This is a genomic window from Symbiobacterium turbinis (genome assembly GCF_055383075.1).
In genome coordinates, this window is record NZ_AP042433.1 from 1491006 (window position 1) to 1517439 (window position 26434).

At 69.6% G+C, this 26434-nt stretch carries 23 protein-coding genes and 1 pseudogene; 11 read left to right on the top strand and 13 right to left on the bottom strand.

The annotated features are described in order from the left end of the window. Nucleotides 1-3: 3 nt before the first annotated feature. The gene (locus ACZ45O_RS07290) at nt 4-2130 is read right to left on the bottom strand and encodes an ATP-binding protein (RefSeq protein WP_464856992.1); all 2127 of its coding nucleotides are present in this window, start codon (nt 2128-2130) and stop codon (nt 4-6) included. Next, nucleotides 2127-3293: an ABC transporter substrate-binding protein gene (locus tag ACZ45O_RS07295; protein ID WP_464856994.1), complete on the bottom strand. Its 1167-nt coding sequence runs from the start codon at nt 3291-3293 to the stop codon at nt 2127-2129. The genes ACZ45O_RS07290 and ACZ45O_RS07295 overlap by 4 nt, the downstream gene beginning before the upstream one ends. Nucleotides 3294-3464: 171 nt before the next feature. Here ACZ45O_RS07295 and ACZ45O_RS07300 point away from each other — a divergent pair, with 171 nt between their 5' ends. Then, nucleotides 3465-4952, top strand: a complete 1488-nt coding sequence (locus ACZ45O_RS07300) for a LiaI-LiaF-like domain-containing protein (protein ID WP_464856996.1) — start codon at nt 3465-3467, stop codon at nt 4950-4952. Between the two features lie 113 nt (nt 4953-5065). On the opposite strand, the gene ACZ45O_RS07305 is transcribed toward ACZ45O_RS07300, so the two are convergent. From ACZ45O_RS07305 to ACZ45O_RS07315, 3 genes are all read right to left on the bottom strand, one after another. Further along, on the bottom strand, nt 5066-5350 hold the full coding sequence (locus ACZ45O_RS07305; protein ID WP_464856998.1) for a hypothetical protein: 285 nt from the start codon (nt 5348-5350) through the stop codon (nt 5066-5068). A 40-nt stretch (nt 5351-5390) separates the two neighbouring features. Next, nucleotides 5391-5819, bottom strand: coding sequence for a DUF420 domain-containing protein (locus ACZ45O_RS07310; protein WP_464857000.1), 429 nt, complete (start codon nt 5817-5819; stop codon nt 5391-5393). Nucleotides 5820-5922: 103 nt separating this feature from the next. After that, entirely contained in the window at nt 5923-6819 is an 897-nt protein-coding gene (locus ACZ45O_RS07315) for a heme o synthase (protein WP_464857002.1), read from the bottom strand. Nucleotides 6820-7014: 195 nt separating this feature from the next. On the opposite strand from ACZ45O_RS07315, the gene ACZ45O_RS07320 reads away from it, so the two are divergent. The 8 genes from ACZ45O_RS07320 to ACZ45O_RS07355 all read left to right on the top strand — a co-directional run bounded on the left by ACZ45O_RS07320 (nt 7015) and on the right by ACZ45O_RS07355 (nt 14275). Further along, the gene (locus ACZ45O_RS07320; protein ID WP_464857004.1) at nt 7015-7686 is read left to right on the top strand and encodes an SCO family protein; all 672 of its coding nucleotides are present in this window, start codon (nt 7015-7017) and stop codon (nt 7684-7686) included. 5 nt (nt 7687-7691) lie between these two features. Next, nucleotides 7692-8057 (top strand): DUF983 domain-containing protein, encoded by a 366-nt coding sequence (locus ACZ45O_RS07325; RefSeq protein ID WP_464857006.1) that lies wholly within the window; start codon nt 7692-7694, stop codon nt 8055-8057. A gap of 138 nt (nt 8058-8195) precedes the next feature. Further along, nucleotides 8196-9218 (top strand): cytochrome c oxidase subunit II, encoded by a 1023-nt coding sequence (coxB, locus tag ACZ45O_RS07330; protein WP_464857694.1) that lies wholly within the window; start codon nt 8196-8198, stop codon nt 9216-9218. A 45-nt stretch (nt 9219-9263) separates the two neighbouring features. Next, entirely contained in the window at nt 9264-11150 is a 1887-nt protein-coding gene (ctaD, locus tag ACZ45O_RS07335; RefSeq protein WP_464857008.1) for a cytochrome c oxidase subunit I, read from the top strand. Then, entirely contained in the window at nt 11151-11759 is a 609-nt protein-coding gene (locus tag ACZ45O_RS07340; protein WP_464857010.1) for a cytochrome (ubi)quinol oxidase subunit III, read from the top strand. Nucleotides 11760-11772: 13 nt separating this feature from the next. Then, the gene (locus tag ACZ45O_RS07345; RefSeq protein ID WP_464857012.1) at nt 11773-12093 is read left to right on the top strand and encodes a cytochrome C oxidase subunit IV family protein; all 321 of its coding nucleotides are present in this window, start codon (nt 11773-11775) and stop codon (nt 12091-12093) included. 150 nt (nt 12094-12243) lie between these two features. Continuing rightward, nucleotides 12244-13077, top strand: coding sequence for a cytochrome c oxidase assembly protein (locus ACZ45O_RS07350; RefSeq protein WP_464845247.1), 834 nt, complete (start codon nt 12244-12246; stop codon nt 13075-13077). Between the two features lie 22 nt (nt 13078-13099). After that, nucleotides 13100-14275, top strand: a complete 1176-nt coding sequence (locus ACZ45O_RS07355; RefSeq protein ID WP_464857014.1) for an alpha/beta hydrolase family protein — start codon at nt 13100-13102, stop codon at nt 14273-14275. A 116-nt stretch (nt 14276-14391) separates the two neighbouring features. Here ACZ45O_RS07355 and ACZ45O_RS07360 read toward each other — a convergent pair whose 3' ends face one another. From ACZ45O_RS07360 to ACZ45O_RS07390, 7 genes and pseudogenes are all read right to left on the bottom strand, one after another. After that, entirely contained in the window at nt 14392-15039 is a 648-nt protein-coding gene (locus ACZ45O_RS07360; RefSeq protein ID WP_464857016.1) for a lysoplasmalogenase, read from the bottom strand. A gap of 49 nt (nt 15040-15088) precedes the next feature. Continuing rightward, nucleotides 15089-16288: a Ger(x)C family spore germination protein gene (locus tag ACZ45O_RS07365; RefSeq protein WP_464857018.1), complete on the bottom strand. Its 1200-nt coding sequence runs from the start codon at nt 16286-16288 to the stop codon at nt 15089-15091. Next, nucleotides 16281-17381, bottom strand: coding sequence for a GerAB/ArcD/ProY family transporter (locus ACZ45O_RS07370; RefSeq protein ID WP_464857020.1), 1101 nt, complete (start codon nt 17379-17381; stop codon nt 16281-16283). Before ACZ45O_RS07370 ends, ACZ45O_RS07365 begins: the two co-directional genes overlap by 8 nt. Further along, on the bottom strand, nt 17378-19036 hold the full coding sequence (locus tag ACZ45O_RS07375) for a spore germination protein (RefSeq protein WP_464857021.1): 1659 nt from the start codon (nt 19034-19036) through the stop codon (nt 17378-17380). The genes ACZ45O_RS07370 and ACZ45O_RS07375 overlap by 4 nt, the downstream gene beginning before the upstream one ends. Before the next feature lie 139 nt (nt 19037-19175). Further along, nucleotides 19176-19979 carry an ABC transporter permease gene (locus tag ACZ45O_RS07380; protein ID WP_464857023.1) on the bottom strand — a complete coding sequence of 268 codons (804 nt, stop codon included), beginning with the start codon at nt 19977-19979 and terminating at the stop codon, nt 19176-19178. A gap of 91 nt (nt 19980-20070) precedes the next feature. Further along, a pseudogene (locus ACZ45O_RS07385) lies at nt 20071-21138 on the bottom strand (ABC transporter ATP-binding protein); the annotation flags it as partial. Beyond that, a complete protein-coding gene (locus tag ACZ45O_RS07390; RefSeq protein WP_464857025.1) occupies nt 21138-23447 on the bottom strand; it encodes a hypothetical protein in 2310 nt (769 codons plus the stop codon). The pseudogene ACZ45O_RS07385 and the gene ACZ45O_RS07390, both read right to left, overlap by 1 nt. 245 nt (nt 23448-23692) lie before the next feature. Between ACZ45O_RS07390 and ACZ45O_RS07395 the strand changes: the two genes are divergently transcribed. Then, the gene (locus tag ACZ45O_RS07395) at nt 23693-24592 is read left to right on the top strand and encodes a DMT family transporter (RefSeq protein ID WP_464857027.1); all 900 of its coding nucleotides are present in this window, start codon (nt 23693-23695) and stop codon (nt 24590-24592) included. A gap of 320 nt (nt 24593-24912) precedes the next feature. Beyond that, entirely contained in the window at nt 24913-25209 is a 297-nt protein-coding gene (locus ACZ45O_RS07400) for a hypothetical protein (protein WP_464857029.1), read from the top strand. Nucleotides 25210-25354: 145 nt separating this feature from the next. Here the strand turns inward: ACZ45O_RS07400 and ACZ45O_RS07405 are convergent, their stop codons facing one another. Further along, nucleotides 25355-26314 carry a hypothetical protein gene (locus ACZ45O_RS07405; protein ID WP_464857031.1) on the bottom strand — a complete coding sequence of 320 codons (960 nt, stop codon included), beginning with the start codon at nt 26312-26314 and terminating at the stop codon, nt 25355-25357. Between the last annotated feature and the right edge of the window lie 120 nt (nt 26315-26434).

Sequence of the window (26434 nt, forward strand, 5' to 3'; positions counted from 1 at the left end):
GCGTCACTCTCCCTCCCAGACCGGCAGTTCGAACCAGACCTTCGTGCCCTGCCCGGGCTGGCTCTCCAGCCAGAACCGACCGCCCAGACCGGTGATGATGCCGTAGCAGGTGGAAAGCCCGAGGCCCGTTCCCCGCCCGGGGGGTTTCGTTGTGTAGAAGGGCTCCATGGCCCGGGTCAGGGTGTCCTCATCCATCCCGGGGCCGTCGTCGTGCACGCCGACCAGCACCACGGCCTTAGTCAGACCACCCCCACCAGCGCCCAAGCCGCCATCCGCGACCACCTCGGCGGTGATCCGCACAACGCCGCCCCCGCCCTCCTCGATGGCATCCAGAGCATTGGTGACAAGATTCAGGAACACCTGCTGCAGCTGATCGCGGCTGGCCCGTACGGCCGGCAGCCCTTCAGAAGCCTCCACAGCCACCTCGACACCGATCCGCCGCGCTCGCGGAGAGACCAGGGCGGCGGTGGCCCGGGCGACCCCGGCCACGTCCACAGGACCGGGTTCGGCTGAGCCACGCCGGGCGAAGTCCAGCAGATTGCCGGTGATAGCCTTGCAGCGCTGCACCTGCACCTGAAGCTGCGCCAGGTAGGCCGCCAGCTCGCCCTCCCGCTCCAGCGCCGCAGCCCCCTCCTCCCGGAGCCGGTCGTTCAGGTCCTCCGCATACGCCGAGATGACGGCGAGCGGATTGTTGATCTCATGCGCCACGCCCGCAGCCAGCTGGCCCACCGCGGCCAGCTTCTCGGACTGCCGCACCATCTGCTCCATCGCCCGGCGTTCGGTCACGTCCTCGATCACTTCGAGCCGCGCCGGGTCGTCGGGGCCCGCCCCGGCGATGTGGTGCGTCTGGTAGCGCAACACCCGCTCCCTCCCGCCGATCCGGACCCGGTACTCGCCGTCTGGGGCGCATCCGCCGCCCTGGCAGGCGCGCCCCAGCACCCCCCGGCACGGGCCCCCCACGTGCGCGTCGGGGAACCAATCCAGCAGGTGACGATTTGCCCACAGGATCCGCCCCCGGGCATCGATCAGGGCCAGGCCCGCGCCCATGGCGGAGACCGCGGTGTCCAGCAGGTCCCGCTCTGCCCGCAGGTTCTCGTCCTGAATCCGCAGCTTCTCCGTCATCTGATTGAAGGCGCGGACCAGCCGGCCCAGTTCGTCGCGGCCGCCTTCGGGGATGCGCACAGTCAGATCGCCGGATCCTACTCTCACGGCCCCGGCCTCCAGCCGCTCCAGCGGAACGGTGAGCTGCAGCCCGAACACGATGGAGAGGCCGACCACGATGGACATCAGCAGCAGGGCGCCTCCGGCGAACTCCCAGGCGAGCCAGCGCACGGGGGCCATCGCGTCGGCCGCGGTGGTCTCGGCCAGCACCCGCCACTTCAGCCCCGGCACTTCAGCCAGGTAGCCGAAGGCCTCGTCCCCCGTCAGCGAGCGGTAGGGCCTGCGCGAGACCTCAATTTCCTCCCAGCGATACCCGGCCAGCACCAGGCTGAAGTCCGAGTCGCCGATGAGGCGCCCGGTCTCGTCGAAGACGTGCGTGCGCACGGCTACCCCCGCCTGCACGGCCGCGAGGTTGTCCACCAGGCCCCGCAGGGTGGGGCGGGCGATCAGCGCCCCGGCGCCGCCCGGCAGCGGCACGCCCACGGTGAAGAGCGGCCTGCCCTGCGGATCGAAGGTCACCGGACCCACGGTGGACTCGCCCCGCCGCAGGTCCGGCCAGTAGGGCTCACCCCCGTGCTGCGCCGCCGGCTGACCGGCCACGACCTCCCTCCGGGATGCCCGGGCCACCTCCACGCCGTCGGCGTCCACCAGCGACACCTCTTCCAGGTAGGGCGTGTCCCGGAGCAGGGTGTAAAGCACCCTCTCCTGCTCCGCCGCAGGGGCTTCGACCAGACGGTCGCCTTCCAGGCGGGCCAGGAGCTGCAGCCGCGTGGTGATGCGCTCGACGAACCGCGCCAGCTCCTCAGCCACGGTCTGGGCCGCGGCCTGGTTCTGCGCCTGCACGACTTCCACCTGCGCGCCGCGCGCCGCCGCAAGGCCGTACCAGCCGTAGATCGAGACGGGGAGGACCGACATGGCGATGCCAAAGGCCAGCACCTTCAGCCGCAGGTGGCCAAACCAGCGGGTCATCGCCCCACCTCCCCCGCGGCGTCCGGCGCGGCGCCCTGCGCCCCGGATGCGTCCGGCCCTGCGCTCTGCGCCCCGGATGTGTCCGGCGCGGCGCTCTGCGCCCCGGATGTGTCCGGCGCGGCGCTCTGCGCCCCGGATGCGCCCGGCGCACCACGCTCACCCGCCGAAGCGCCCCGCACATGGGCAAACGCCATCCCCTCCGGCTTCAGCGTCAGACCCAGGCGGTTCGCCACATCCAGGTTGACCACCAGCTCCGGATTGTCGATGGACTCAATCGGCAGCGTGGCCGGGTCGGCACCGTTCAGCACCTTCACCACGAACCGGGCCGCCTGCCGCCCCTGCGCACGGTTCGAGTTGCCGTAGGCGGCCATGAGCCCGGCCTCGGCGCCGAGATCCAGCGCGCCCATCGCGGGCAGCCCCAGCCGTTCCAGCTCCGCCGTGATCGCGCCCGCGCCGGACTCCAGCACAAACGCCGGCAGGAAGAGCGCGGCATCGTACTCACCGGGCTCGATCCGGCCCAGCCCCGCCAGGGCCCCGGCCAGGCTGCGGGCCTCCACGACCCCCAGCGAGACGCCCAGCAGGCCGGCGGCCTCCTCCGCGACCTCAAGGGCGTGGATCCCCGGGATCACCTGCGGATCGTACAGCACCAGGACGCGCTCGACGTCTGGCAGAAGCTTGGTCAGCAGCTCCAGCCGCTTCCCGGCCAGTTCGGCGTGCTGGTTGTCGAGCCCGGTCAGCAGGCCGCCCGGGCGGGCGTAGGAGTCGATCCAGCCCCAGCGCACCGGCGAGGCGACCCCCGCCATGACCACCGGGATGCCCGGGTTGTCGCTCTTATGCAGGGTATCCGCCTCGATGCCGCCGCCGGCCACCAGCACGTCGGGCCGGGCGGCGATGGCCTCGGCGGCGAGGGCGGGCAGCCGGGAGCGGTCCCCGCCGGCCGAGTAGACGGTGATGGCGACGCGCTCGGGCGGGTAGCCCAGCTCGGCCAGCCCCTCCTTCAGCCCCTCCACCTTCTCCAACCGGACATCGTCTGCCAGCAGCACGGCAATAGCGGCGGGTTCCGGTTCCCGCCGGGCGCAGCCGGCCAGCGGCGCCAGGGCCAGGAGCGCGGCGACCAGGGCGAACCAGACTGCCCGGGGCGCCCGGTGATGCCATCGGCCCACAAGTACCCCCTCCCTTTCCCCCAGTCTACCGCCTCACCGGGTCCGCGCCTATGACACGAAGGAGCCTCTCTTCCTCCGGTCTTTGGCGGATTTTCGCACGGTTGAAGGGGTGCGGGCCAAAGTGGCGTCCAAACGATTAGATGACATGCAAACGCAGGGGGAGAGGTGACCATGGACCAGCGTGACCCGCGCGAGGACCAGCGCCGCGAGCTGGACCGCGAACCACACGAGACGCCGGAACCGACGACGCCGCCGTCGCCCGTCCCGCCCGTGCAGCCCTACCGGCCCCCGCGCACGACGCCCTTCCGCACCTCTGCGCTCGGGGGAGGCGGGCAGCCGGATCCGGCCAGTGCCGATACCAAGCCGAGCGGCCGGCCGCCTGAAAACGCACACCGCGATCAGCCAGAGGCCGGCAGCGCTTTCCGCAGCCACGCAGGCGATGGCCACGCGTACCGCAGCCACGAAGGGGCCGGTCACGCTTACCGCAGCCACGAAGGAGCCGGTCACGCCTACCGCACCCCCGAAGGGGCCGGCCACGCCTACCGCAGCCAGGAAGGGGCCGACAGCGCCCACCGCACCCACGCAGGGACCGGCAGCGCCTACGGCAGCCACGAAGAGGCCGGGGAACCGCAAGGCACAAGGCCTGGCCCGGAGTACGCCGAGCGCGCTGAGCCGCACGGGGACTGGTACGATGACGAGCGCGGCTCGGGCACGCGCCCGCCGCACGGATCGTTCTACAACCCGCCGCCTCCGCCGCCGAAGAAGCAGAAGCAGCGCTCCATCGTCGGGCCGCTCCTCCTGATCTTCCTGGGCCTCTTCTTCCTGGGCCAGAGCCTGGGCCTGATCCACTGGTCGCTCTGGGAGGTCATCTGGCGGCTCTGGCCGGTCTGGCTGATCGTGGCCGGGCTCGACATGCTCTTCGGCAAGCAGGGCGGCTGGGGCCGGGTCGTCGCAGTTGTCGCGGCCATCGTGCTGGTCGGAGCCATCGTGCTGGGGGTCAGGCCCCTGCACGTGGCCGAACCGCGGACGGAGCCGGTCAGCATCGCCCAGCCGCTGGACCGGATCTCCTCGGCGGAGATTCGGGTGGAGTCTTCGGTGTCGTCGCTGCGGATCCAGGGCGAGACCATGTCGGATTATCTCGTCCAGGGGTCGGTGGTACCGCTGATCAGTGAGGAGATCCAGTGGGGATACAACGTCGTGGGCGACAGGGGCGTCTTCCGGCTGTATTCCAAGCCGAACGGCCCTCTCAACTCCAACGGATCCGGACGGGGCAACTGGGACCTGGTGCTCACCGATGCGCTCCCGCTGAGCCTGGACCTCGACCTGGGCGTGGGCGAGAGCCACGTTGACCTGTCCCGGCTGAACGTGCAGGAACTGGATGTGGACGCAGGCGTCGGCCAGGTGACGATCACCCTGCCGGAACAGGGGGCCCTGACCGGCCGGATCAACGCCGGCGTCGGCGAGGTCATCATCCGGGTCGCGAAGGGACGGCCGGCCCGCATCCAGGTCGAAACGGGGCTGGGCGGGTCGTCGGCTGACGACGGCTTCCAGCGGCAGAACGGTCACTACGTGACCCCTGAGTACCGGGACGGCGCGGACGCCATCGACCTGTTCGTCTCCGGCGGCGTGGGCGCCGTGCGCCTGGTCACCTACGACTGAGCGCAGCGAGCCCCGCAGCTCCGCACGCAGGCGGTGCCGCTCACAGCCGTCGCTCATGCGCAGGACCCCGCCCCCCCTCACGGGGGCGGGGTCCGCCCGCGTTTTCCGAAACCTTACCGCCTGGCGCGCAGCCCTCCGGCCAGCACCCGCAGCCGCGGCTGGGGGCGCATGCGGCTGTGCGCATAGCCCACCGCCGCGCCGATCAGCCCGCCGGCCAGGTGCAGGGCGGCCAGCAGGGCGACCAGATTCAGCGGCCGGGAGAAGTAGCGGATGGCGACCATCGCGTCCAGCAGGCTGCCGTCTATCAGCAGGATGGTCAGCAGGCAGACCTCAAACAGCGGCATCGCCAGGGCAAACCCCACCGCAGCCCCCACCAGGGTCGGACGGTTGAACCTCATGCCCACGCCTCCCCACGTTCCGCCCGCAGAGCCGCCGGGGTCAGGAAGGGTACGGGAACCGCAGGAGACCGTAAACCAGCACGCCGGTGGCCGACACGTAGACCCAGATGGGCCATGTCACCCTGCCAATCCGCCGGTGCGAAGGCAGAACCCCGCGGAAACCCTGCCAGAGCGTGATCACGACCAGCGGCGTCTGCACGATGGCCAGGGTGAAGTGGCTGATCAGGATCGCCAGGTACACCGGACGCAGCCAGGTCGGGCCGGCGAAGGTGGAGAGCCCGCCCAGGGAGACCCGGGTGACATACAGGATGAGGAAGAGCGACGTCAGGCCCGTGGCCGTGAGCATCGCCCGCTGGTGCTTCTCACGCTCCCCCCGCCGGACCAGCCGGATCCCCCACAGGATGAAGAGGCCGCTCACAGAGATCAGGATGGCGTTGACAGTGGGCAGCACGGCCAGGATCCGTTCCACGCTGTACCCTCCTCCCCCTTCCCCGCCGGGTTCACCCCCGGGTCACATCAAGCGCCGGCGCAAGGCAGGTCAGGCCCGGGCCACGTCGGCTCCGGCCGGAAGTTCACACCCGCGTTACATCCAGCATCATCGCCAGGAAGACCGCCGCGAGGTAGAGCAGCGACCAGCCGAACGTGCGGTGGGCCCAGTCCATCTGCGGCGCCCGCTCCCGCAGGAGGCCGACCGAGGCGACGACCATCGCGGCCCCGAGCGCGACCGAGGTCCACAGGTAGAACCGGCCCACGGTGCCCGTCCAGTACAGCAGGGCCCCGGACGGAATCAGGAGCAGCGAGTACAGCAGGATCTGCCACTTCGCAGCCCGTTCCCCCCGCACCACCGGCAGCATGGGAACGCCGGCCCGCTCATAATCCTCTCCTCGGAAGAGCGCCAGGGCCCAGAAGTGCGGCGGCGTCCAGATGAAGACGACCAGAAACATGACCACGGCGGCCCAGTCCAGGCTGCCGGTGACCGCGGCCCAGCCCACCAGCGGGGGCGCCGCGCCGGCGGCGCCGCCTATGACGATGTTATGCACGGTGGAGCGCTTCAACCACATCGTGTAGACCAGCACGTAGAACAGCAGGCCCGCGGTGGCCAGCAGGGCCGTAAGCAGGTTGACGGTCAGCAGCACCAGGAAGCTGAGCGCGCCGGTGACCACGCCGAACCGCAGGGCCTGGGCGGGGGTCAGGCGGCCGGCCGGCAGGGGCCTGCGCTGGGTCCGGGTCATCACCGCGTCGATATCCCGGTCGTACCACATGTTGATGGCGTTGGCCGCCCCGCACGACATCGCCAGCCCGACCATCGTCACCACCGTGAGGCCGAGGGGCGGCGGCCCCCCGGCGGCCACCCACATGGCGGCAAACCCGGTGATCAGGAGCAGGATGACGATCCGCGGCTTGGTGAGCATGACATAATCACGCAGAATCTGGCCGACCTGCTGACGGCCGCGCGCCTCTGCGAACATCGGGCCGCCCCCTTTTCGCCGTGATGTGCGCGCACTTGCGCTCGGTAGGAGACCGAAATTTGACAGCAGGTCGCCGAACTCCTCCCACTTTTCGCACTTTGTTTATAAAAATGTCGTCCCTCGGGGAGGAATCGTCCGAGTTTGCGGATAATAAATGCACTTCACAGCGCACCTCGCCTGCAGGAGGGAGTTCCCATGGTTCAGGACGCCGCCCTGCCCCGCGGAATCCGGGTCGGCCTGGCGCTCAGCGTCAGCGTCGTCCTGCTGTCGCTGGCCGCCATCCTGGCGCTGCGGTCGTCGCTCCGCCAGCCCGCCCTGCCCGTTTTCGGCCAGGTTCCCGAGTTCAGCATGGTGGCCCAGGACGGCCGGACGTTCACCCAGGACGACCTCGCCGGCCGCGTCCACCTGATCGGCTTTATCTACACCTCGTGTCCGGACATCTGCCCGGCCATCACCGCGCAGATGCGGGTCCTGCAGACCGAGCTGGCCCGCTCCGGGCTGACCGACCAGGTGCATCTGGTCTCCATCACGGTGGATCCGGAGTACGACACCCCGGAGCGGCTGGCGGCCTACGCACAGATCTACAGCGCCGACACCGCCTCCTGGCACTTCCTCACCGGCCGGCCGCACCACGTCCGCCAGGTGGTGGAGAAGGGCTTCCTGGTGGGCATCGAGCAGGTGGAGACCGACGAGCGCATCCACGCCCACCACCACGGTGCAGGGCACGAGCCGGACTACCGGGTGGATCACGGCGGCCGGGTGGCGCTGGTGGACCCTGAGGGCCGGATCCGGGCCTACCACTCAGGCAATCTGATGGACACCGATGAGGTGATGGCCCAGATTCGCCTGCTGCTCGCCGGGAGGTGATGGCCGTGCTGGGGCCGATGGCCCGGGGGGCCTGGGACGGGCTGCGCCTCCGCTGCCCGGCCTGCCGCCGGGGCGCGATGGCCCGCGGGCCCCTCGGACTGGCTGAGCGCTGCCCGGTCTGCGGGGCCCCCTTCGAGCCCGAAGAGGGGGACTTCGTCGGCGCGATGCTGGTGGCCTACAGCGTCACGGCGGTCCTGGTCGTCGCCGGCATCTTCATCACCGCCGCGCTGACCCCCCTGAGCGCCCGGGCCCAGTGGCTCCTGTGGCTGACGTTCGGCGCGCTCTTCCTCATCGGCACCTACCGGAACATGAAGGGGGCCTGGGTCGGCATCCTGTACGCCATGACGGGGCTCCGGCGGGGCGGAAGGTGACAATTTGTCCGACTGGTCTCGCAATATCGGGTTGTCAGACTAATGATTTTGTACTACAGTGGTGGTGGCCTCTACTCTGGCCGCCCGAGTTCGGCCTACAACCTGAATCGTATATGAGGAGCGGATGATTCGGTGGGTATGTGGACGAGACAGCGCGGCGCAAGACGCGGCTTGGCTCTCCTGCTGGCCGGCGGTCTGCTGGCGGGATGCAGCACCCTGCCGCAGACGCCCCTGGATCCGAAAGGCCCGGTCGCCCAGACGCAGACCGGGCTGCTGCTCTACACCCTGTACATCGCCGTGGGCATCGGCATCTTCGTGACGGCGGCCCTGCTCTACGTGGTCTTCCGCTTCCGGGCCCGTCCCGGCCAGACGGGCGTGCCCCTGCAGATCCGCGGCAACCACCTCCTCGAAATCGTCTGGACCGTCATCCCGATCCTCATCCTGGTCTCCGTCGCATTCCCCACCGTGGAGGCCGCGTTCTCCACCGCCACGCCGCCCGAGGGCGCGCTGACGGTGCGGGCGGTCGGCTACCGCTGGTGGTTCGCCTTCGAGTACCCCGAGCTGGGCATCGTCACCGCCAACGAGCTGCGCATCCCGGCCGGGCAGCCCGTCCGGCTGGAGCTGACCTCCAACGACGTCATCCACTCCTTCTGGGTGCCGAAGCTCGCCGGCAAGACCGACATGGTCCCCGGGCGCGTCAACATCGCCTGGATCCAGGCGGACGAGCCCGACGTCTACCTGGGCCAGTGCGCGGAGTTCTGCGGCGACTCGCACGCCAACATGCGCTTCCTGGTGAAGGCCCTGCCCCAGGCGGAGTTCGACGAGTGGGTGCGGCAGCGGCAGGCCATGGCCGAGGGCCCGCGCGACCTCTCCCCCGCCGCCGCCCGGGGCCGGGAGCTGTTCGAGTCGACCGCCGGCAACTGCTTCGCCTGCCACGCGGTGGACGGCACGAAGGCCCAGGGCGCCGTCGGCCCCAACCTGACCGATGTCGGCCAGCGCTCCACCCTCGCGGCCGGCATCCTGGAGAACGACTACGAAAACCTGAAGGCATGGGTAAAGGACCCCGCCGCTTTCAAGCCGGGCACCACCATGCCGTCACACGCCAGGCTCTCCGAGCAAGATCTCGACGCCATCGTGCAGTACCTGCAGAGCCTGAAGTGATGCCTGTCCATGGCCAATCCCCCGTGAAACGGAGGTTCTGACCGCATGGCGACAGCCGCGAAGACGCTGGGCTTCATTCCCCGGCCCACCGCCCAGACGGGCTTCTGGTCGTGGGTGGCGACGGTGGACCACAAGCGCATCGGCATCCTGTACGGCGTCACCGGCTTCTTGTTCTTCCTGGTGGGCGGCCTGGAGGCCTGGGTCATGCGCCTCCAGCTGGCGCGGCCCGGGCTCGAGGTGGTGACGGCCCGCACGTTCAACGCCCTCTTCACGATGCACGCCACCACCATGATCTTTCTGAGCGTCATGCCCCTGCTGGCGGCCTTCATGAACTACCTGCTGCCGCTGCTCATCGGGGCGCGCGACGTGGCGTTTCCCCGCCTGAACGCCTTCTCGTACTGGATCTACCTGTTCGGCGCCATCTTCATCAACATCGGCTGGCTGAAGGGCACCGCGGGCGGCGACGTGCCCGACATCGGGTGGTTCGGCTACGCCAACCTGACGTCCGTGGAGTTCTCCGGCGGCCTGGGCACCGACATCTGGACCCTGGGCCTGCTGCTCCTGGGCCTCGGCACGCTGGTTTCGGCGTTCAACTTCATCGTCACGATCCTGAACATGCGGGCGCCGGGAATGAGCCTGATGAAGATGCCGATCTTCGTCTGGACCGTCCTGGTGACCTCGGCCCTGATCATCTTCGCCTTCCCGTCGGTCACCGTCGCCCTCATCATGCTCATGTTCGACCGCGCCTTCGCCGCCAACTTCTTCGAGGTGGCCGCGGGCGGCAGCGTGGTCTTCTACCAGCACCTGTTCTGGACGTTCGGCCACCCCGAGGTCTACATCCTCATCCTGCCGGCCATGGGCATCGTCTCCGAGGTGCTGCCCGTCCACGCCCGCAAGATGCTCTTCGGCTACTCCGTGATGGTCTTCTCCACGGCTCTCATCGGCTTCATGGGCTTCACCGTCTGGAGCCACCACATGTTCACCGTGGGCATGGGCCCGGTCGTCAACTCGATCTTCGCGCTGACGACCATGGCCATCGCTGTGCCCACCGGCGTGAAGATCTTCAACTGGATCAGCACCATGTGGGGCGGGCAGGTGCGGTTCACCACGGCCATGCTCTTCGCCATCGGGTTCATCGCCAGCTTCACCATCGGCGGGCTCTCGGGCTTCATGCACGCTGCCGCGCCGTCCAACACCCAGCAGCACGACACCTACTTCGTCGTCGCGCACTTCCACTACGTGCTCATCGGCGGCTCCGTCTTTGCCCTCTTCAGCGGCATCCACCACTGGTTCCCCAAGGTCTTCGGGCGGCTGCTGGATGAGCGTCTGGGCCGGTGGAGCTTCTGGCTCATCTTCACCGGCTTCCACACGTTCGCCTTCCCCTTCCACTTCCTCGGCCTGATGGGCATGCCCCGGCGCATCTACACCTACGCCCCGGGGCTGGGCTGGGAGCTCTGGAACCTGGTCTCCACGATCGGCGTGTTCGTGCTGGCCGCCGGGGTGCTGACGTTCATCGCCAACGTCGTCGTGACCATGCGCAGGCCCGCGGACGCCCCGGCCGACCCGTGGGACGGCCGCACCCTGGAGTGGACCATCCCCTCGCCGCCGCCGGTTTACAACTTTGCCACGCTGCCGGTCGTGTACCTCCGCGACGCCTTCTGGTTCCACAAGTACCCTGAGGGGAAGGAGAAGGCGCTGGACTTCGGCTCGCCGCAGACGGGGCCCATCCACCTGCCCGGCCCGTCGCTGATGCCCATCCTGCTGGCCCTGGGGCCCACAGTGGCCGCCGCCGGCGTCCTGTTCATCCGGATGCGCCTCTCCTACGCCGTGCCGGTGATCGTGGCGGGCTTCGTGATCACATTGCTGGCCATCTGGGGCTGGGCCTTCGAGGGCGAGGGCGGCGCCCTGATCGAACCGGGGGAGGGTGACTAGATGGCACACAGCGGCCACGTGCACCATCACCAGACGCACGAGACCAATACCGGCATCGAGAACCGCAAGCTGGGCTTCTGGGTCTTCATCGCCTCCGAGTCGATCTTCTTCGCCTGCCTGCTGGTGGGCTACCTGGTCTACAAGGACGGCTACCAGCCGGGAATCGGCCCGACCGATCTGTTCAACATCGAGCTGACGACGGTCTCCACCTTCGTGCTGCTCATGTCGTCGCTGGCCATGGTGCTGGCGGTCAACGCCGCCCAGCGGAACGAGGGGCGGCTCTCCCGGCGCTGGGTGCTGGTGACGGCCCTGATGGGCCTCACCTTCCTGGGCTTTCAGGTCTACGAGTTCACCCACTTCTACCACGCGGGACTCAGCCTCTCGTCCAGCGTGTTCGGCACCGCCTTCTACACGCTGACGGGCTTTCACGGCGCCCACGTGGCGGTGGGCGTGATCTGGCTGCTCACCCTGCTCTACCACGGCCGCGGCAAGGGGCTGACGGTCGACAAGGCCGACGACGTCGAGGTGGCCGGGCTCTACTGGCACTTCGTCGACATCGTCTGGATCGTGCTCTTCACCGTGGTCTACCTGCTCGAGTTCGTTCAGTAGGGGAGGTGAGCACGTGAGAACCGGACTGCCCGCCGGCCACAAGGCCAAGGTCACGCCGCTGCCCCGGCCCCACCCCACCGCCCGCACTTTCGTCACCGTGGGCATCGTCCTCGCGGTGATCACGGCCGCCGAGTTCCTCATCCTGTACGTCCGGGGCATGTCGGCCCTGGTGGTGACGATCCTGGCCGTGCTCTCCGCCGCCAAGTTCTTCCTGGTCGCCGCCTACTTCATGCACCTGCGGTTCGATCCGCGCATCCTCACGGCCATCTTCGCGGTCGGCGTCACCCTTGCAACGCTGATCACCATCGCCGTGCGGTTCATCAACCTGGCGTGACCAGGCTCGACCTGGACGAGACGGCTCGTCTGCCTGAAGGAATCTGCGCGGTCCGGGCGGGGCGGCATCGCCCCGCCCGCTCTGCAGCCCGGCCGCCGCGCAGTCGGGAGTCTGCCGGCCGGCTGCCCCGCACACGGAGGAGGTGAGCAAATGACCCCCGACCTGTGGGCCCACCGCTTTGAGGACCTGTGGTACCCCGACCTCCTGGCCTGGATCATCCTGCTGAACGTCGCCTACCTGCTGCTGGTCAACCTCTGGCGGCGGGCGTACCGCTGGGGGCCGCCGGTGCCCGCCTGGCGGCAGGTCCTCTTCTCTCTGGGCCTCTGGACCGTTTACCTCAGCGAGGGCACCCCGATCCACATCATCTCCGAGCTGTACCTCTTCAGCGTCCACATGTTCCAGCACACCCTGCTCACCATGATCCTGCCGCCGCTGATCCTGCTCGGCACTCCCGAGTGGGCACTCCGTCCCCTGCTGCGGCGGCCGGGGGTGAAGCGGGTGCTCCGCGCGCTGGTTCACCCCGTGCCGGCGCTGCTGCTCTTCAACCTGATCTACTCGCTCTGGCACCTGCCGGTCGCCTATCAGGCGATTCTCCTCTACCACTGGTTCCACGCGGTGCAGCACGCCATCCTGGTTGTGACCGCGCTCCTGATGTGGTGGCCCGTCTGCTCGCCCACCCGGGAGCTGCCGCGCCTCTCCGAGCCGGGGCAGATGGCCTACGTCTTCCTGGCCGGGCTGGCCCAGATCGCCGCCTTCGCGGTGATCACCTTCTCGGACGTGGTGCTGTATCCGTTCTACGAGGAGGCGCCCCGCCTCTTCGGCATCGACCCGATGGCCGACCAGCAGGCGGCCGGCGTCGTGATGCACCTGGCCAGCGGCGTCATCTTCATCTTCGCCTGGGTCCTCATCTTCTTCCGCTGGGTCGCACGGGAGGAACGGCGCGCCCTGCCCGCCGAGACCGGTTCGGAGCACGCCCCAGTTTGATCCTTCATCTTATCGAACCATTTTGAACCCCCAGACCGACGGGCGGGAGTTCCAGGGCATCGCCTTCTTCGACCTGGGCGCGGAGCGGTGGTCGTACGCCGTCACCGCCGACTGGGACGTCGAGGGCTGCGCCCTGAACGCCGACCAGCGGCTCCTGGCCTACGTGGTGAACGAGGCCGGCCGCTCGGTCGTGCACGTCGTCGAGCGGGAGAGCGGCCGCCGGATCGACCTGCCTCCGGTACCCGCCGGGGTCATCGCGGACCTGAAGTTTGCCCGGAAGGACAGCCGCAACCGGCTCTTCCTCCAGATGGCCACCTACAAGGAGGCCCCGACGATCTACGTGCTGGACGTCGACGCCGGCAGCCTGACCCGGGTCACCGAGTCGATGCTGGGCAACATCCCCGACGAGGTGTTCGTGGAGCCGGAGCTGGTGCACATCGACGCCTTCGACGGCCTGCGCATCCCCGCCTGGCTCTACCGGCCCCACGGGATCGAGCCGGGCCAGAAGGTCCCCGTCGTGCTCTCCATCCACGGCGGGCCGGAGGCCCAGGAGCGGCCGGGCTACAACTACGGCGGCTTCTACCAGTACCTGCTCAGCCGGGGCGTGGCCGTGCTCGCCCCCAACATCCGGGGCTCGACGGGCTTCGGCATCGACTACCAGAAGCGCATCCACCGCGACTGGGGCGGGGCCGAGCTGAAGGACATCGAGGCCTGCAACCGGTACCTGCGCTCGCTGGACTGGATCGACGGCGACCGCATCGCCATCTGGGGCGGCTCCTTCGGCGGCTTCGCCACGCTCTCCGCCGCCACCCGGCTGCCCGACCTGTGGGCCGCGGCCTGCGACTTCTGCGGCCCCTCGAACCTGATCACCTTCGTGCAGTCGGTACCGCCGCACTGGAAGCCGATCATGAAGGCCTGGCTCGGCGATGCCGAGGAAGACCGGGAGTTCCTGATCGAGCGCTCGCCCATCACCTACGTGGATCAGCTCAAGTGCCCGCTCATGGTGGTCCAGGGCGCCATGGACCCCCGGGTGGTGAAGGCCGAGTCGGATCAGATGGTCGAGCGGCTGCGCAGCATGGGCCGCGAGGTCGAGTACCTGGTCTTCGAGGACGAGGGCCACGGCTTCACCAAGCGGACCAACCAGCTCAAGGGCTACGGCGCCATGGCCGACTTCCTGATCCGGCACCTGGTGAAGTAGCGGGAAACGGCGCACCGGGGCGGCGAGTCGGGACGAGCGGCCGTGGCTGCACACCAAAGGCCGGGAGACCGTGCACGCGCACGGCCTCCCGGCCTCTTGTCGCGAGCTTCCCGACCCTACCCGACGCCCAGCACACTCACCGCGATCAGATACTGCCCGGCGAAGTAGGTGCTCATCACGCCCAGGTTCGCCCCGGGCAGAGGCCGGGCGAACCGGTTCCAGGCCAGGATGGCGTCCGAGACGTAGAACAGCAGGGCCCCCAGCACCAGGCCGGGCAGCCGGGTGCCCACGGCCGCCAGCACCATGGCCGAGATGGCGGCGAGGTAGAGGCCTGCAGCCGCCTGCAAGGGGCCTCCGCCCTCCCGGATCAGCCCCGGGCGCATCCGGCGGAAGAGGAGCAGCCCCACGACCGCCAGGCCTGACAGAACCGCCGCGTCCAGCAGGCCCCATCCCGTCCGCCGGGTCGAGAAGGCGGCGATGTACATGAGGTGTGCCAGGAAGAAGGACACCAGCCCGGCCAGGAAGCGGTTCTGCGGCAGCACCAGGAAGATGTCGCCCGCGACCGAGAAGACCAGGCCCGCGAGCACCAGGTACCCGAAGGTTCCCGCTTCGGGCAGTCCGGTGGCGGCCAGGGCGATGATCAGGAACATGGTCCCCGGTTTGAACACGTACCGCAGCCAGCGGACGCCCCGCCAGATGGCGATCAGGTCCCCCACCCCGGCAAGGCCGATGGCCACGGAGAGCGGCTCCAGCACAACGCTCACCTCCCGTCCGAATTGTACCACAAGCGGGACGGAAGCGCAGCGCCGTCGGTCACTGTTTGCCCTCCCGCAGCTCCCTTTCGGTCGGGTGCACCGGACCCGTCACAAGCCCCACCTGCGTGATCGTGACCCGCGCCACCACCTCCACAGGCGTGTCGATCCACACCTCCTCGCCCCACTTGTCCTCCATCTTCTTGTAGAACTGGGGAAAGGCCAGCTGCGCGTGCTTGCCGAAGCCCACCGGGTCGGCCACGCGCGTCTGCATGATCTCGATGAAGTGCTCGATCCGTTGGCGCAGGTCGTCGGACAGGGCCTGCTCCAACTGGTCCCGCACGTCAGCGTCCTCCACTGCACCGGTCCTGCAGGCTGAGCGGGTCACGTTGACCCGGCTGGTCGCCTCCACCCGGAAGGCCGGCCGGTCGCCCTGCCAGTAGGGGCGCACGCGGAGCTTGCCGGTCACCACGCGGGCCGACAGCGTCCCGTACTCACCGTTCGGGCAGTGCGCCGTAATGGTGAAACCGGTCGGGTTGCCCAGGAACCAGACCATGACCTGGTAAGCCCAGGGGTCGAGAACCACCTGCAGGTAGTCGCGCCGGAACAGCGCGACGCCGCTCAGCGTGACGGTCGTACTCGGCCCCAGCGACGTTTTCGCCTGACGAGGGATGACCTTGAGCGTCGGCATCCACACGGAGTGGGTGTCGGACATGCGCGCCGCCAGCACGTCCTTCAGCCGCCACTCCAGCCCGCCCTTGGCCTGGAGTATCGCGGTCAGGTTGAAGGGCTGAAAGCTGCGCAGCTGCGGCAGGGTCTCGAAGACCTCCTGCGCCTGCCCCTCCACCAGAAACGGCCGCACCGTGAGCCGGAGCTCGTGGTCGGTGGCCAGAACGTCCAGGATTTCCCCGATCCCGTGCCTGCGCGCGTACTCCTCGCCGATCAGCACCACCCGCAGGTGCTGGAAGACGAGCCGGCGAGCGGAGGATAGCCGGATCAACGCCAGGGCATCGGCGAAGTTGTCGGCCTCGCGCGCGACCACCCAGACCGGCTCCTGGTTGCCGCCCCCGCCGCTGGCCAGGTGGGGCGGCAGGGGCCGCGGGACGTACAGCGTCAGCCGCAGCGCCTCCCGCTCCCCCACGTCCACCCCGAGGCCCAGCACGATTCCGATGTCGTTGAGTTCAATCCGGCTCCAGCACCCGGAAAGCATGACCGTCGAGCACACCAGGAGAAGCCCGAGCGACAGCAACCGTCTACGCACTGGTACGCGCCCCCTGTCGCCGCCGGATGAGGAGCGTGAAGAGCGCCAGCAAGATCACCACGGCCCACGCGGCGGCGATGTGGAGGATCATCCACCACGGCTCCCGGGCGATGTTCCGCCGGTGCAGCCCCCCTTCGAGCGTCTGCGCGAAGCCCACTCCGGCCGCGCCCGCGATGAAGTTAATCCAGCCCCTGCGGTGGGTTCCCAGGGCCAGGGCGGCTTCCTCCACCACCGAAAACAGGTACACGGTGATACTGACCAGGCTCCCGCACAGCCAGAGCAGCATGATCACGGCCTGAATGCGCTCGATGGACTCGGTGAGCGCGATGATCGCGAACATCTCGTACCCGGGGTACAGCAGGCGGGCGGGCAGCAGCGAGCCAAAGGTGAGGCTGATCAGCAGCACGAACACGGCCAGCGCAAGGTGCGACCCCCCCACCCCGATCAGGGTCCACTTGTACGGGTTCACCCTGGGGCTGAGATGCCGGATGAGGCTCAGCACGATGATGGTCTGCCCCGCCCACGGAAGCGCGATCCACGCCCCTGTCACCACGCCCCCGAGCCCCTTCCAGAGGAACGGGTCGACCTGCAGGATGCGGATCTCCCGCACCATCGCCAGCGGCAGGAAGAGGAGGACCGCGATGAGCGGAACGAGGACCCCGTAGGCGGTACGGGCGATGGGCTCCATGCCCTGGTGCACGATGTACATGGCCAGCAGGGCCATGATGGCCGCCAGCACCCAGGCCGGGGTGTCGGGCAGGATGAGGATGCTGGTGAAGGTCTGCACGTCGTGCAGCGACAGGCTGTAGGTCAGCAGGTTGAAGGCGGCGTAGATCAGGACGATGGGCAGCGTGGCCCAGGGCCCGATGGCGCACCGGATGGCCCGCAGCGGGTCGCGGTCGGGGAAGCGGCACGCGATCCAGATGACCGCGAAGGCGACGGCCAGGCTGTACAGGCCCACCAGGAGCATGATCATCCACGCTTCCTGCCCGGCATTCTCCAGCAGGACGCGCGGCAGCATCATGTACTGCATGATAAACTCCGTCACGATGAGCACCGACGCGTAAAGCCCTCCGCTGATCCGTATCGTCACGGGGTTCCCCCTCTCTTCCCGGCCGACGGCCGGCTCGGCCGGTTGCTCGGACCGCTGCGCGTGTGGTCGACGGCCGGCATGAACTGCGGCCGCTTGCGCATGGCCCACCACGGGACGCGGATGAACACATCCCGCTGGTCACCACCCGTGGGCGGGACGATGGGAGACAGGTACGGCACGCCGAAGGAGCGGAGGCTGCTCAGGTGGACGAAGAGCGCCATGAGCCCCACCACGATGCCGAAAAACCCGAAGGTGCCGGCCAGAATCATGAGGACGAAACGCAGGACGCGCACCGCCAGCGACATCGCGTACAGCGGGATGATGAAGGAGGAGATCGCCGTCAGGGCCACGACGATCACCATGACCGGCGAGACGAGCCCGGCCTGCACCGCGGACTCCCCGATCACCAGGGCCCCCACGATGGACACGGCCTGGCCGACCACCTTGGGCAGCCGCACGCCGGCCTCCCGCAGGGCTTCCATGGTCAGTTCCATCATCAGCGCCTCCAGCACCGCCGGGAACGGAACCCTTTCGCGCGCGGCGATCAGGGTGATCAGCAGGTTGGTGGGAATCAGTTCCTGGTGGAACGTGGTCACCGCGACGTAGATCGACGGGCCCAGGAAGGCGATCAGCAGGTAGAGGTACCGCAGGCTCCGCACGAACGAGGAAACGGGCCAGCGGTGGTAGTAGTCCTCCGCAGACTGCATCTCGGCGACCAGCGTAGACGGCATGAGCACCGCGTGGGGCGTGCCGTCCACCAGCAGCGCCACCTTCCCCTCCAGCAGCCCGGCGGTGACCACGTCGGGCCGCTCGGTGACCTTCAGGAGCGGAAAGATGGTAAACGGGTCGTCCTCGACCATCTCCTCGATGTAGCCGCTGCCCAGCACCGCGTCGATCTGGATGCGGCCGACCCGAGTCCGGACCTCCTGGACAAGCTCCGGCGTGGCGATGCCCATCAGATACAAGAGCACCACCCGGGTCCGCGACCGTTCTCCCAGGGTCAGCCGCTCCACCCGCAGCCGATCGTCCCGCACGCGGCGGCGGATGAGCGCGATGTTGTCCGAGACGGTCTCGGTGAAGCCATCTTTCGGCCCGCGCACCACCGGCTCGGTGAGGGGCTCGTCGGGCTGGCGGCCCGGCGGCCCGTCGGTGGGCATGATCAGCGCGGAGGGCAGGCCCTCCACGAACAGGACGGTGTCGCCCGCCAGCAGCGACTCCAGCACCTGCCCGAGGACCCCGACGCCCCGGACCATGACGCTGGGGATCATCTGCTCCAGCGCCGTGAGCAGGCTGTCTTGCCTGTCTGCCGGCAGTTTCCGGTCCTGGCCCCACACCGCCAGCGACTCGAGAATCGTCATTACCTGCGCCCGTTCGCTCATGGCGTCGAGGCAGAACAGGGCTGCGGGCAGCCGGTCGGCCCCGAGGTAGAGCGTGCGCTCCATGAGGTCGGCGCTGTAGCCCATCAGCGTCCGCACCATGGCCCGGTTCTCCGCCAGCGCCGGGCTGACGGGCATGTATGCCTTCTCCGCGGCCAGGGCCAGCTGAAGCTGGTCCGACAGCCCGGCGCCGGCGCAGTTCTCGACCTCGGCGGCCAGCTCGTCGGCCCTGGCCACCTGCCAGCGGCGCAGATACTGTACGATCAGCTGATGGTCCACCTGCACACCCACCTCCCCGCCGCGTGTATTCTTTGAACGGACGGGGGTGCGTATGCGGGCGCCCCCGTGGGCGCGGACACGGCGGCCCCCTGCCCGAACGCAGGGGGCCGCCGTGTGCAGAGGGCCGCCGTGTACGCCGTCAGCGCCGGGCCGCGGGCCGCAGCGGGTCCACCCGCCGCACCGTGCGCCAGAGCAGCAGGAGCATCAGCCCCAGGGCGATCAGGCAGTACTTCCACCAGATCGCCTCGCGGGCCACATCGGTGGTGAGGATGGGCGAATACAGCCTGGTCATCTGCGACAGCGGCAGGCCGGCCGCCGCCGCCAGGCCGAACGCCGGGTTGGTGTAGGCGAACACCAGCCCCCACACCGGCGGGTTCTCCAGGTCGAAGAACACGTGGTAAGTCAGGGCGCCGAACAGCGGCGACAGCAGAATCCAGGTGGTGACGACCCCGTAGGCCGCGACCACGGCGGTCTGGGTCCGCCGGTACAGCGCACTGAAGTAGAGCGAGACCGCTCCCAGGAGCAGGACGGTCACCACGTAGACAACCGCCGAAAGCCCCAGCCGGTAGAGCGAAAAGCCGCCGAACAGGAAGATCAGCCCGAAGACCGGCAGCGAGGCGAACATCAGCAGCAGGGCGAAACCCGTCGCCGCCAGCAGCTTGCCGAACACGACCTGTGCGGCGGAGAGGCGGGTCACCAGGAGCAGGTCCAGGGTCTGCCGCTCCCGTTCACCGGCGATGGCCCCGGCGGCCAGCCCAGGCACGGCCAGCACCAGCAGCACCAGCTGCAGCATGGCCAGGGTGGCGTAGATGACGGCGCCCACCTCGGGGGCAAACCCCACGGTGCGGTTGCCCCGCATGGAGGCGGCGAAGATCAGGAGCGCCACGAGCCCCAGGAGCCCCACGTAGAGCACGATGATCCCCGGCGTCCGCCAGCCCCGCATGCGCACCCGCACCTCCCGGAGCAGAACCGGGTTGCGCACGAAGCCCCAGAGTGCGCTCACTGCTCCTCCCCCCCGTGATCGCCATGAAGACGTCCTCCAGCTTCGACTTGACCTCGGCGAAGTGCACCACCGGCAGCCCGGCCTGCACCAGGGTGGACAGCAAGGAAGCGGCCGCCTGGTCGCCGTCGTCCAGGGCCACCCGCAGGGCCCCGTCCTCCACGGTGACGTTGCGCACGCCCGGCACCGTGCGCGCCACCCGGGCCGCGGCGGCCAGCCGCTCGTCCACCCCTGCGGCCGTGCCCACCGCCGTACCCATCGCCGGGCCTGCCGCCGGGCCCGCCGTGTCCGGCTGCGCAGCGGTCCCCGCGCCTGCCGCCGGGCCCGCCGTGTCCGTCTCCGGAGCGTCCGCCGTCTGCCCGCCCCGATGAGCGGCTCCGGCGGCACCGGCCGGGGGCAGGCCGCCCAGCCGCACTTCCATCACCCGGGCGCCGGCCTCCCGCTGGATCTGCTCCACGGGGCCCGAGGCCACCATCCGCCCGTTGTGGATGATGCCGATGTGGGTGCAGAGCTCCGCCAGCTCCGCCAGGATGTGGGACGAGATCAGGATCGTCTTGCCCCGGCGGCGCAGCTCCAGCAGGATTTCCCGGAGCTCGACCCGGTTGCGGGGATCCAGGCCGGAGGCAGGCTCGTCGAGGATGAGGACCTCGGGGTCGTGCACCAGGCAGCGGGCCAGGCAGAGCCGCTGCTTCATGCCCCGGGAAAGCTCGTCGACGTACGCCCCCCGCTTGTCGGCCAGCCGGACCAGGGCGAGCAGGGAGTCGATCAGCCGGTCCCGGCCCGCGGCGGGCACGCCGTAGCAGTCGGCGTAGAAGTGCATATACTCGTCGACCTTCAGGTTGTCGTAGACGCCGAAGAAGTCGGGCATGTAGCCCAGCCGGGCCCGGGCCTCGCCGGGGTTCTGGAGCGCGTCCGTGCCGCCGATGAACACCCGTCCGGCGTCGGGCATGAGGAGGGTCGCGATGATCTTCAAGGTGGTCGTCTTGCCGGCGCCGTTGGGGCCGACGAAGCCGTAGATCGCCCCGGGCTCCACGGTGAAGCTGACCTCCTTCACCGCCTCCACGTCGCCGAAGCGCTTGACCAGCCCTTCCACCCGCAGCATCACCGCACCCCCTTTACGGCCACCGTGGGCGCCATGAACTCGGCCTCGGCGGACAGGTCATACCGAAGCTCCATGGCCCCGCCGGGCAGCACGAAGTCCTGCCAGCCGGGCAGCACCGTGCGCTGCTCCGTGAGCGGCAGCCACTCGCCCGTGCGCTGGTTGCGGACGAACACCGACATCACGGCCTCCCGCACCGGCCCCTGCAGATCCAGCGTCACCTCGGCCACCCGCTTCGGATCCAGCGGCGGCAGCCCGACGACGAACCGGTGGCTGCCTGGGGGCGCGTAGTAGACGTTGGGCCCGATGAGGGGCACCCTCTCCGCATCCACCGGGCGACCGAGGACCACGCCGGGGGGCAGGTCGCCGTCCGCCCGGACCGGCAGGGGGTGGAAGACATAGACCAGGTTCGCCCCCGTCACCAGCCGCCCCAGTTCGGGCGCCGGCGGCGAGGCCAGCGGCTCGTCCGTCCAGCCCGTGACCAGCATCCCCGAACCGAGCCGTCCCTGCCCGGATTCCCAGGCGAACGCCCGGAGCTGTTCGTGGCGGGGGTCGGCGCCGGGGTCAGGGGCGCCGCTCCCGGGCAGCGGGATCAGCTCTTTCGTCCCGGGTGCGACCCTGGCCTTCCTCTCCGCCGTAAAGGGCTCGGACGTCTCGCCGGGGCCGAGGTCCCCCACCCTGACCACGTCGTAGGCGGTGGCCACCTCCACCCCGGACACCCGCACGGGCAGGGTGTTCCGGACCCGTCCGGTCACGAGGAACTCGGTGACCTCCACGTCCACCAACTCCAGCCCGCCCGGGACCGTCACCGGCTGCTCCAGCGCGAAGGCGGTCATGTTGTAGTTGGTCAGCCCTGACAGCTCCAGGGCGGGGGGATCCCCGGCCACGATCCGGCTCTCTGCGCCGCCCACGAATGCGCCGGTACTCAGCGGCCGCACCAGCCCCGCGCCGGGCAGGGGAACCGAGAGCCGGGGACGGCCCGGCGCATACAGGCCCACGTAGCCGGTCAGGACGGCGGTCCGGGACCCCGGCACCAGCTCGGTGGTGGTCATGAGGTGCGTGATGCCGCCCTGGAACCGGCCGGCGCCCATCCCGTAAACAGCGCCGAGGAAGAGCACGGAGAGCAGGGGCACGGTGAACCAGGCCCATTCCCGGCGGTCCAGCCGGCGGAGCACCAGGTAGTTGACGGGCCCCACGGCGATCAGGTAGCCGCCGAGCACCAGCCCGACCAGCCAGACCGCGGGCATCCCCCAGTCCGGAATCTGCTGGATCGCATCCTGCACCCGCCAGTCGGTGGCCACCACCGGCCGCCGTCCCGCGGACAGGCCCACCAGCCGGTCGAGCAGCACGAGGTGGCCCCCCCAGCCGGCCACCGGCGCCTGTGCGGGGTCGTAGGCCAGATAGACCACCCGGCCGGATCCCACCTGGGCGGACGCCGCCAGCACGATGCCCGCCTCCGGCCCGGTACCGCCCGGCCCCGCCGCGCCGCCGCCCGGCAGGGGCTCACCGGCACGGATCAGGACCGTGCCGCGGACCAGCGGCCCAACGCTGACGGTGCCGCTGCCCTCCAGGGGCACGCCGGCCAGGTCGCCCAGGGGAGCCAGCGGGACCTCCGCCGTTCCGGAAATGTCCACCGGCAGGAGGCTCCCGGGCAGCGGCCCGAGGGTACGCGGCCACTCCGGGCCGCCGAAAAGCAGCAGGGTCCCGCCCCGGGCCACCCAGGCCTCCAGGGCCTGCAGCTGCCGGTCGGTCAGTCTGTCCGCGTCGTAGCGGGCGATGGCCAGCAGGTCCAGGCTGCCCAGCAGGGTCGGGCTGTCGGGCAGGGTCTCCGCCGACAGCCGCACCAGCCGGACGCCGTCGCCGCCGCGCAGCCCGCTGAGGGCCGCCAGGGCCGCCTCGTCGTCGGAGAGCACGCCGGCCAGCAGCACGTGCCGGGGCTCCCAGCTCAGGCTGAGCGTGCGCTGCTCCGCCAGCTGTCCGTCTGCGTACAGCCCGACCGTCACCGGCCAGCTGTACTCGTTGGGAAGTGCAACCGCCAGGCGCACGCTTCCGCCGGGCGGCAGGTCATACGGCACGGCGTACTCCGGGCGCGGCAGGTGCTCCATGCCGGGCGGAGGAGCCGTCCGGACCGCCACCTCGCCGGCGGCGGCCTCTCCCCCGCTGCGCACCTCCACCCAGACGGTGACCCATTCGCCCTCCTTCAAGTAGCCCTGAAACGCGGGTTCCACCGCCAGGCTGACGCCTGCCGCCGCGGCGGCGGGCGGAGCCGTCAGAAGCACGAGCAGGGCCACCCATAGCCAGCCTGTTCGCACGTCGTCGCCTCCTAGCTGCGGGGTTGGAGACTCACCTGCCTCATCAGACGTATCCCCGCTGTCGGTCGTTTCAGACTCGTCCCAAGGCGTGCGGGGCCTTCCTCCCCATTGTGTCCCAATCGCCCCGGGCACGCTGCCGGCAGGAATCTGGCCGGTCCAGGTCTAAACTTTCGGGAATATGACACCGCAGCCCCCGGCGGAGCCGCCGTCCGGGGGCATCAAGAGGGAACGGAGGCGTCGTGTCTTTGCCGCTGCTCACACTGCTCGGTCTGGTCGTCGCCGTGCTGGCCGTGGGGTGCTCGGCCATCATCATCCGGCTGTCGGAAGCACCGGCCCTGGTGCTCTCGTTTTACCGGTTGGCGCTCTCGGTGGTGCTGCTGGCCATCCCGGCCCTTCTGCGCGAGCGGGAGGCACTGCGGCGCCTCAACCGTCGGGACTGGCTCGTGCTCGCCGCCAGCGCCCTCTCGCTGGCGCTCCACTTCTACGTCTGGATCGAAAGCCTCAACTACACCACCGTGGCCAGCTCCACCGTGCTGGTTACCTCCAGCCCGTTCATCGTGCTGGCGCTGGGCTACTGGCTGCTGGGGGAGCGGACGAACCGGATCGGGCTCGTGGCCATGATCATCGGCGTGGTCGGGGCGGTCATGGTCGGCTGGGGCGACTTCCGGGTGAGCGGGTCGGCCCTGTTCGGCGACGTGCTCGCCTTCCTGGGCGCGGTGACGGTGTCCGGCTACACCATCGCCGGCCGCTTCGCCCGGCAGAAGATGTCGGCCACCCTGTACTCCACGGTGGTCTACGCCCTCGCCGCGGCGTTCCTGTGGTTGTTGATGCTGCCCCAGCGGATTCCGCTGGCCCCGTACCCGGCGCGGGAGTGGGTGCTGTTCGCCGCGCTGGCGGTCATCCCGACCATCCTGGGGCACACGATCTTCAACTGGGCGCTCCGCTGGGTGAGCGCCACCACGGTCTCGATGAGCACCCTCGGCGAGCCGGTGGTGGCCACAGTGCTGGCGTGGCTGCTCTTCCGGGAGGAGCCGGGGTGGGCCACCATCGTCGGCGGCATCCTGCTGCTCGCGGGCATCGGGCTGTACGTGCGGTACGGAACGGTGCCGGCCGATCAGGCGGAGGCGTCGTCGGTGGCCGATTGACGCCGGGCATCCCGACAGGAACAGGTTCTGCATCTGCGCGCCCTCCCATGTGCGCGGCTCCGGTGCCCCTGCGGATCCGCGGACATCTGCTGCTCCCGGTCTGAGGGGCCGATGCTGCCGGCTGCCGTGAACCGAACGGCGCCCTCGTCACCGGCGGTCAGCCGGAACCCCGTCAGCTGGTTCTCGATCGGCACCTGAACCACCCAGAAGCCGTTCGCGAAGTCGGCCCGTGACGGCCGGCCTGGAACAGCACCAGGTGCTGGGGAGCAGGCCCCCGGGCGGGTGACGTCAATGAGCCTCGCACCTTCCTGTCCGTCCTGGTGTCGGGCGCGCTCTTCTCCGCGGCGTGCCACCTTTTCCACAGCCTGAGCGGTTCCGCGACCATCGGGTGGTCCGGGGGTCTGGCGGTCTACTTCGTGACCATGGCCATCGCCACGATCTGGTGCCCCTACGACTCCGTCTACCAGCTCTGGCTCCCCTTCGCCGGGCTGAGCGACGCCACGCCGAAGGCGCTGGCCCTGAGCAAGGCGGCCTACGCGCTGGTGGCCCTCCTCCTGCTCTGGGTGAGCGGTCGGCTCCTGGCCGTGCCGGAACGGCTGATTCGGGCGGGCGAGTGAGACGTCCACAGCGAGAAGCGCTCAATCAAACGGGGGCCGCACGCCCACGGGTGCGGCCCCTGCTTGTGTTCCTTTGCGGTGTGTCGATCGCCCACGGTGCCTCAGACCTGCCGACAAAGTCGCGAAGCCAGGCCCGGCAACCTTCTCAATGAGGCGGGGCCGGGATGGGCTTCGTGGGCTGGAGGGGCTTGCCCTGCAGGATCTCTTCGACCTCCTCGTACCCTTCGGGGAAGGCGTAGTTGTAGCGAGCCGGCAGGGCAAACACGTACTGATCGTTCCGTCCGAGCTCCGTCGGCCCCATGGGTGCGGCGCCGATGTGGAACTCCCCGGCCTGCAGGGCCTCCCACTGCTTCACGGTAAGGACCATGATGGGAATGTCCTGCCGGGGCGTCTCCTCACGCCACTCGGGATGCCGGATGCGGATCAGCGGCCCGGTCTCGACTGGCTCGCCCCCGCCCACGGGGAGGCCTTCCCACGTTTCGGTCACGGTCGTGTAGCCCTTCCAGCTCCCCGGAAGCGAGAAGACGAAGCCGTACTCCCCATTCAGGTACGTCACCGGCCCGGGCCAGACGTACTCGCCCAGCGTGACGTCGGTGATCCGCCAGCCGACGGCGGTGCGGGTCACGACCAGCGTGATGGCCCGTTTCGCGGTGAAACCGCCCTCGACATCCACGCTCGTCTTTTCGATGATTTCACCTTGCACTTCAAAGGCATCCTCCGCCGTGCGGGTCACCGCGAGGATCTCGATCCGGTCGGGCCACGGGCTGGAGACGAGCCGCCCGGGCGCGCTGGACGGGTCTCCCTGCCACCGCTCCAGGAACTCGGGTGAGACCAGACCGCCGTACTGCTCCCGCAGGCTCGCACCCACGATCTCGGGCGGGGCGAGCAGCGAGACGTTCTTCAGCCTGTGGCCGAAATCCTCGACCACGGCACGGACCGTCGCCTCGTCGTCGACCGCCGGATCTTCGCCCACCACCACCTGCTGCGGCGCTGGAGATGACGGTCCCGCTTCTGCCTCGTGCATGTCCGGTATCCCTGCCGTTTTCCACGGGGCCAGGGACATCGCCACCAACGCTGCAAGGAGAGCGGAGAAAAACTGGTTCATCGCACTACCTCCTCCACCACGGCTTCAACACGCTTGGACGAGTCTGAATCCCGCACTGTTTCGTCCTGAGGTAACCCAGTTGATCGCGTGGCACTTGCGCTGGGTTTCCGGTGGATCACC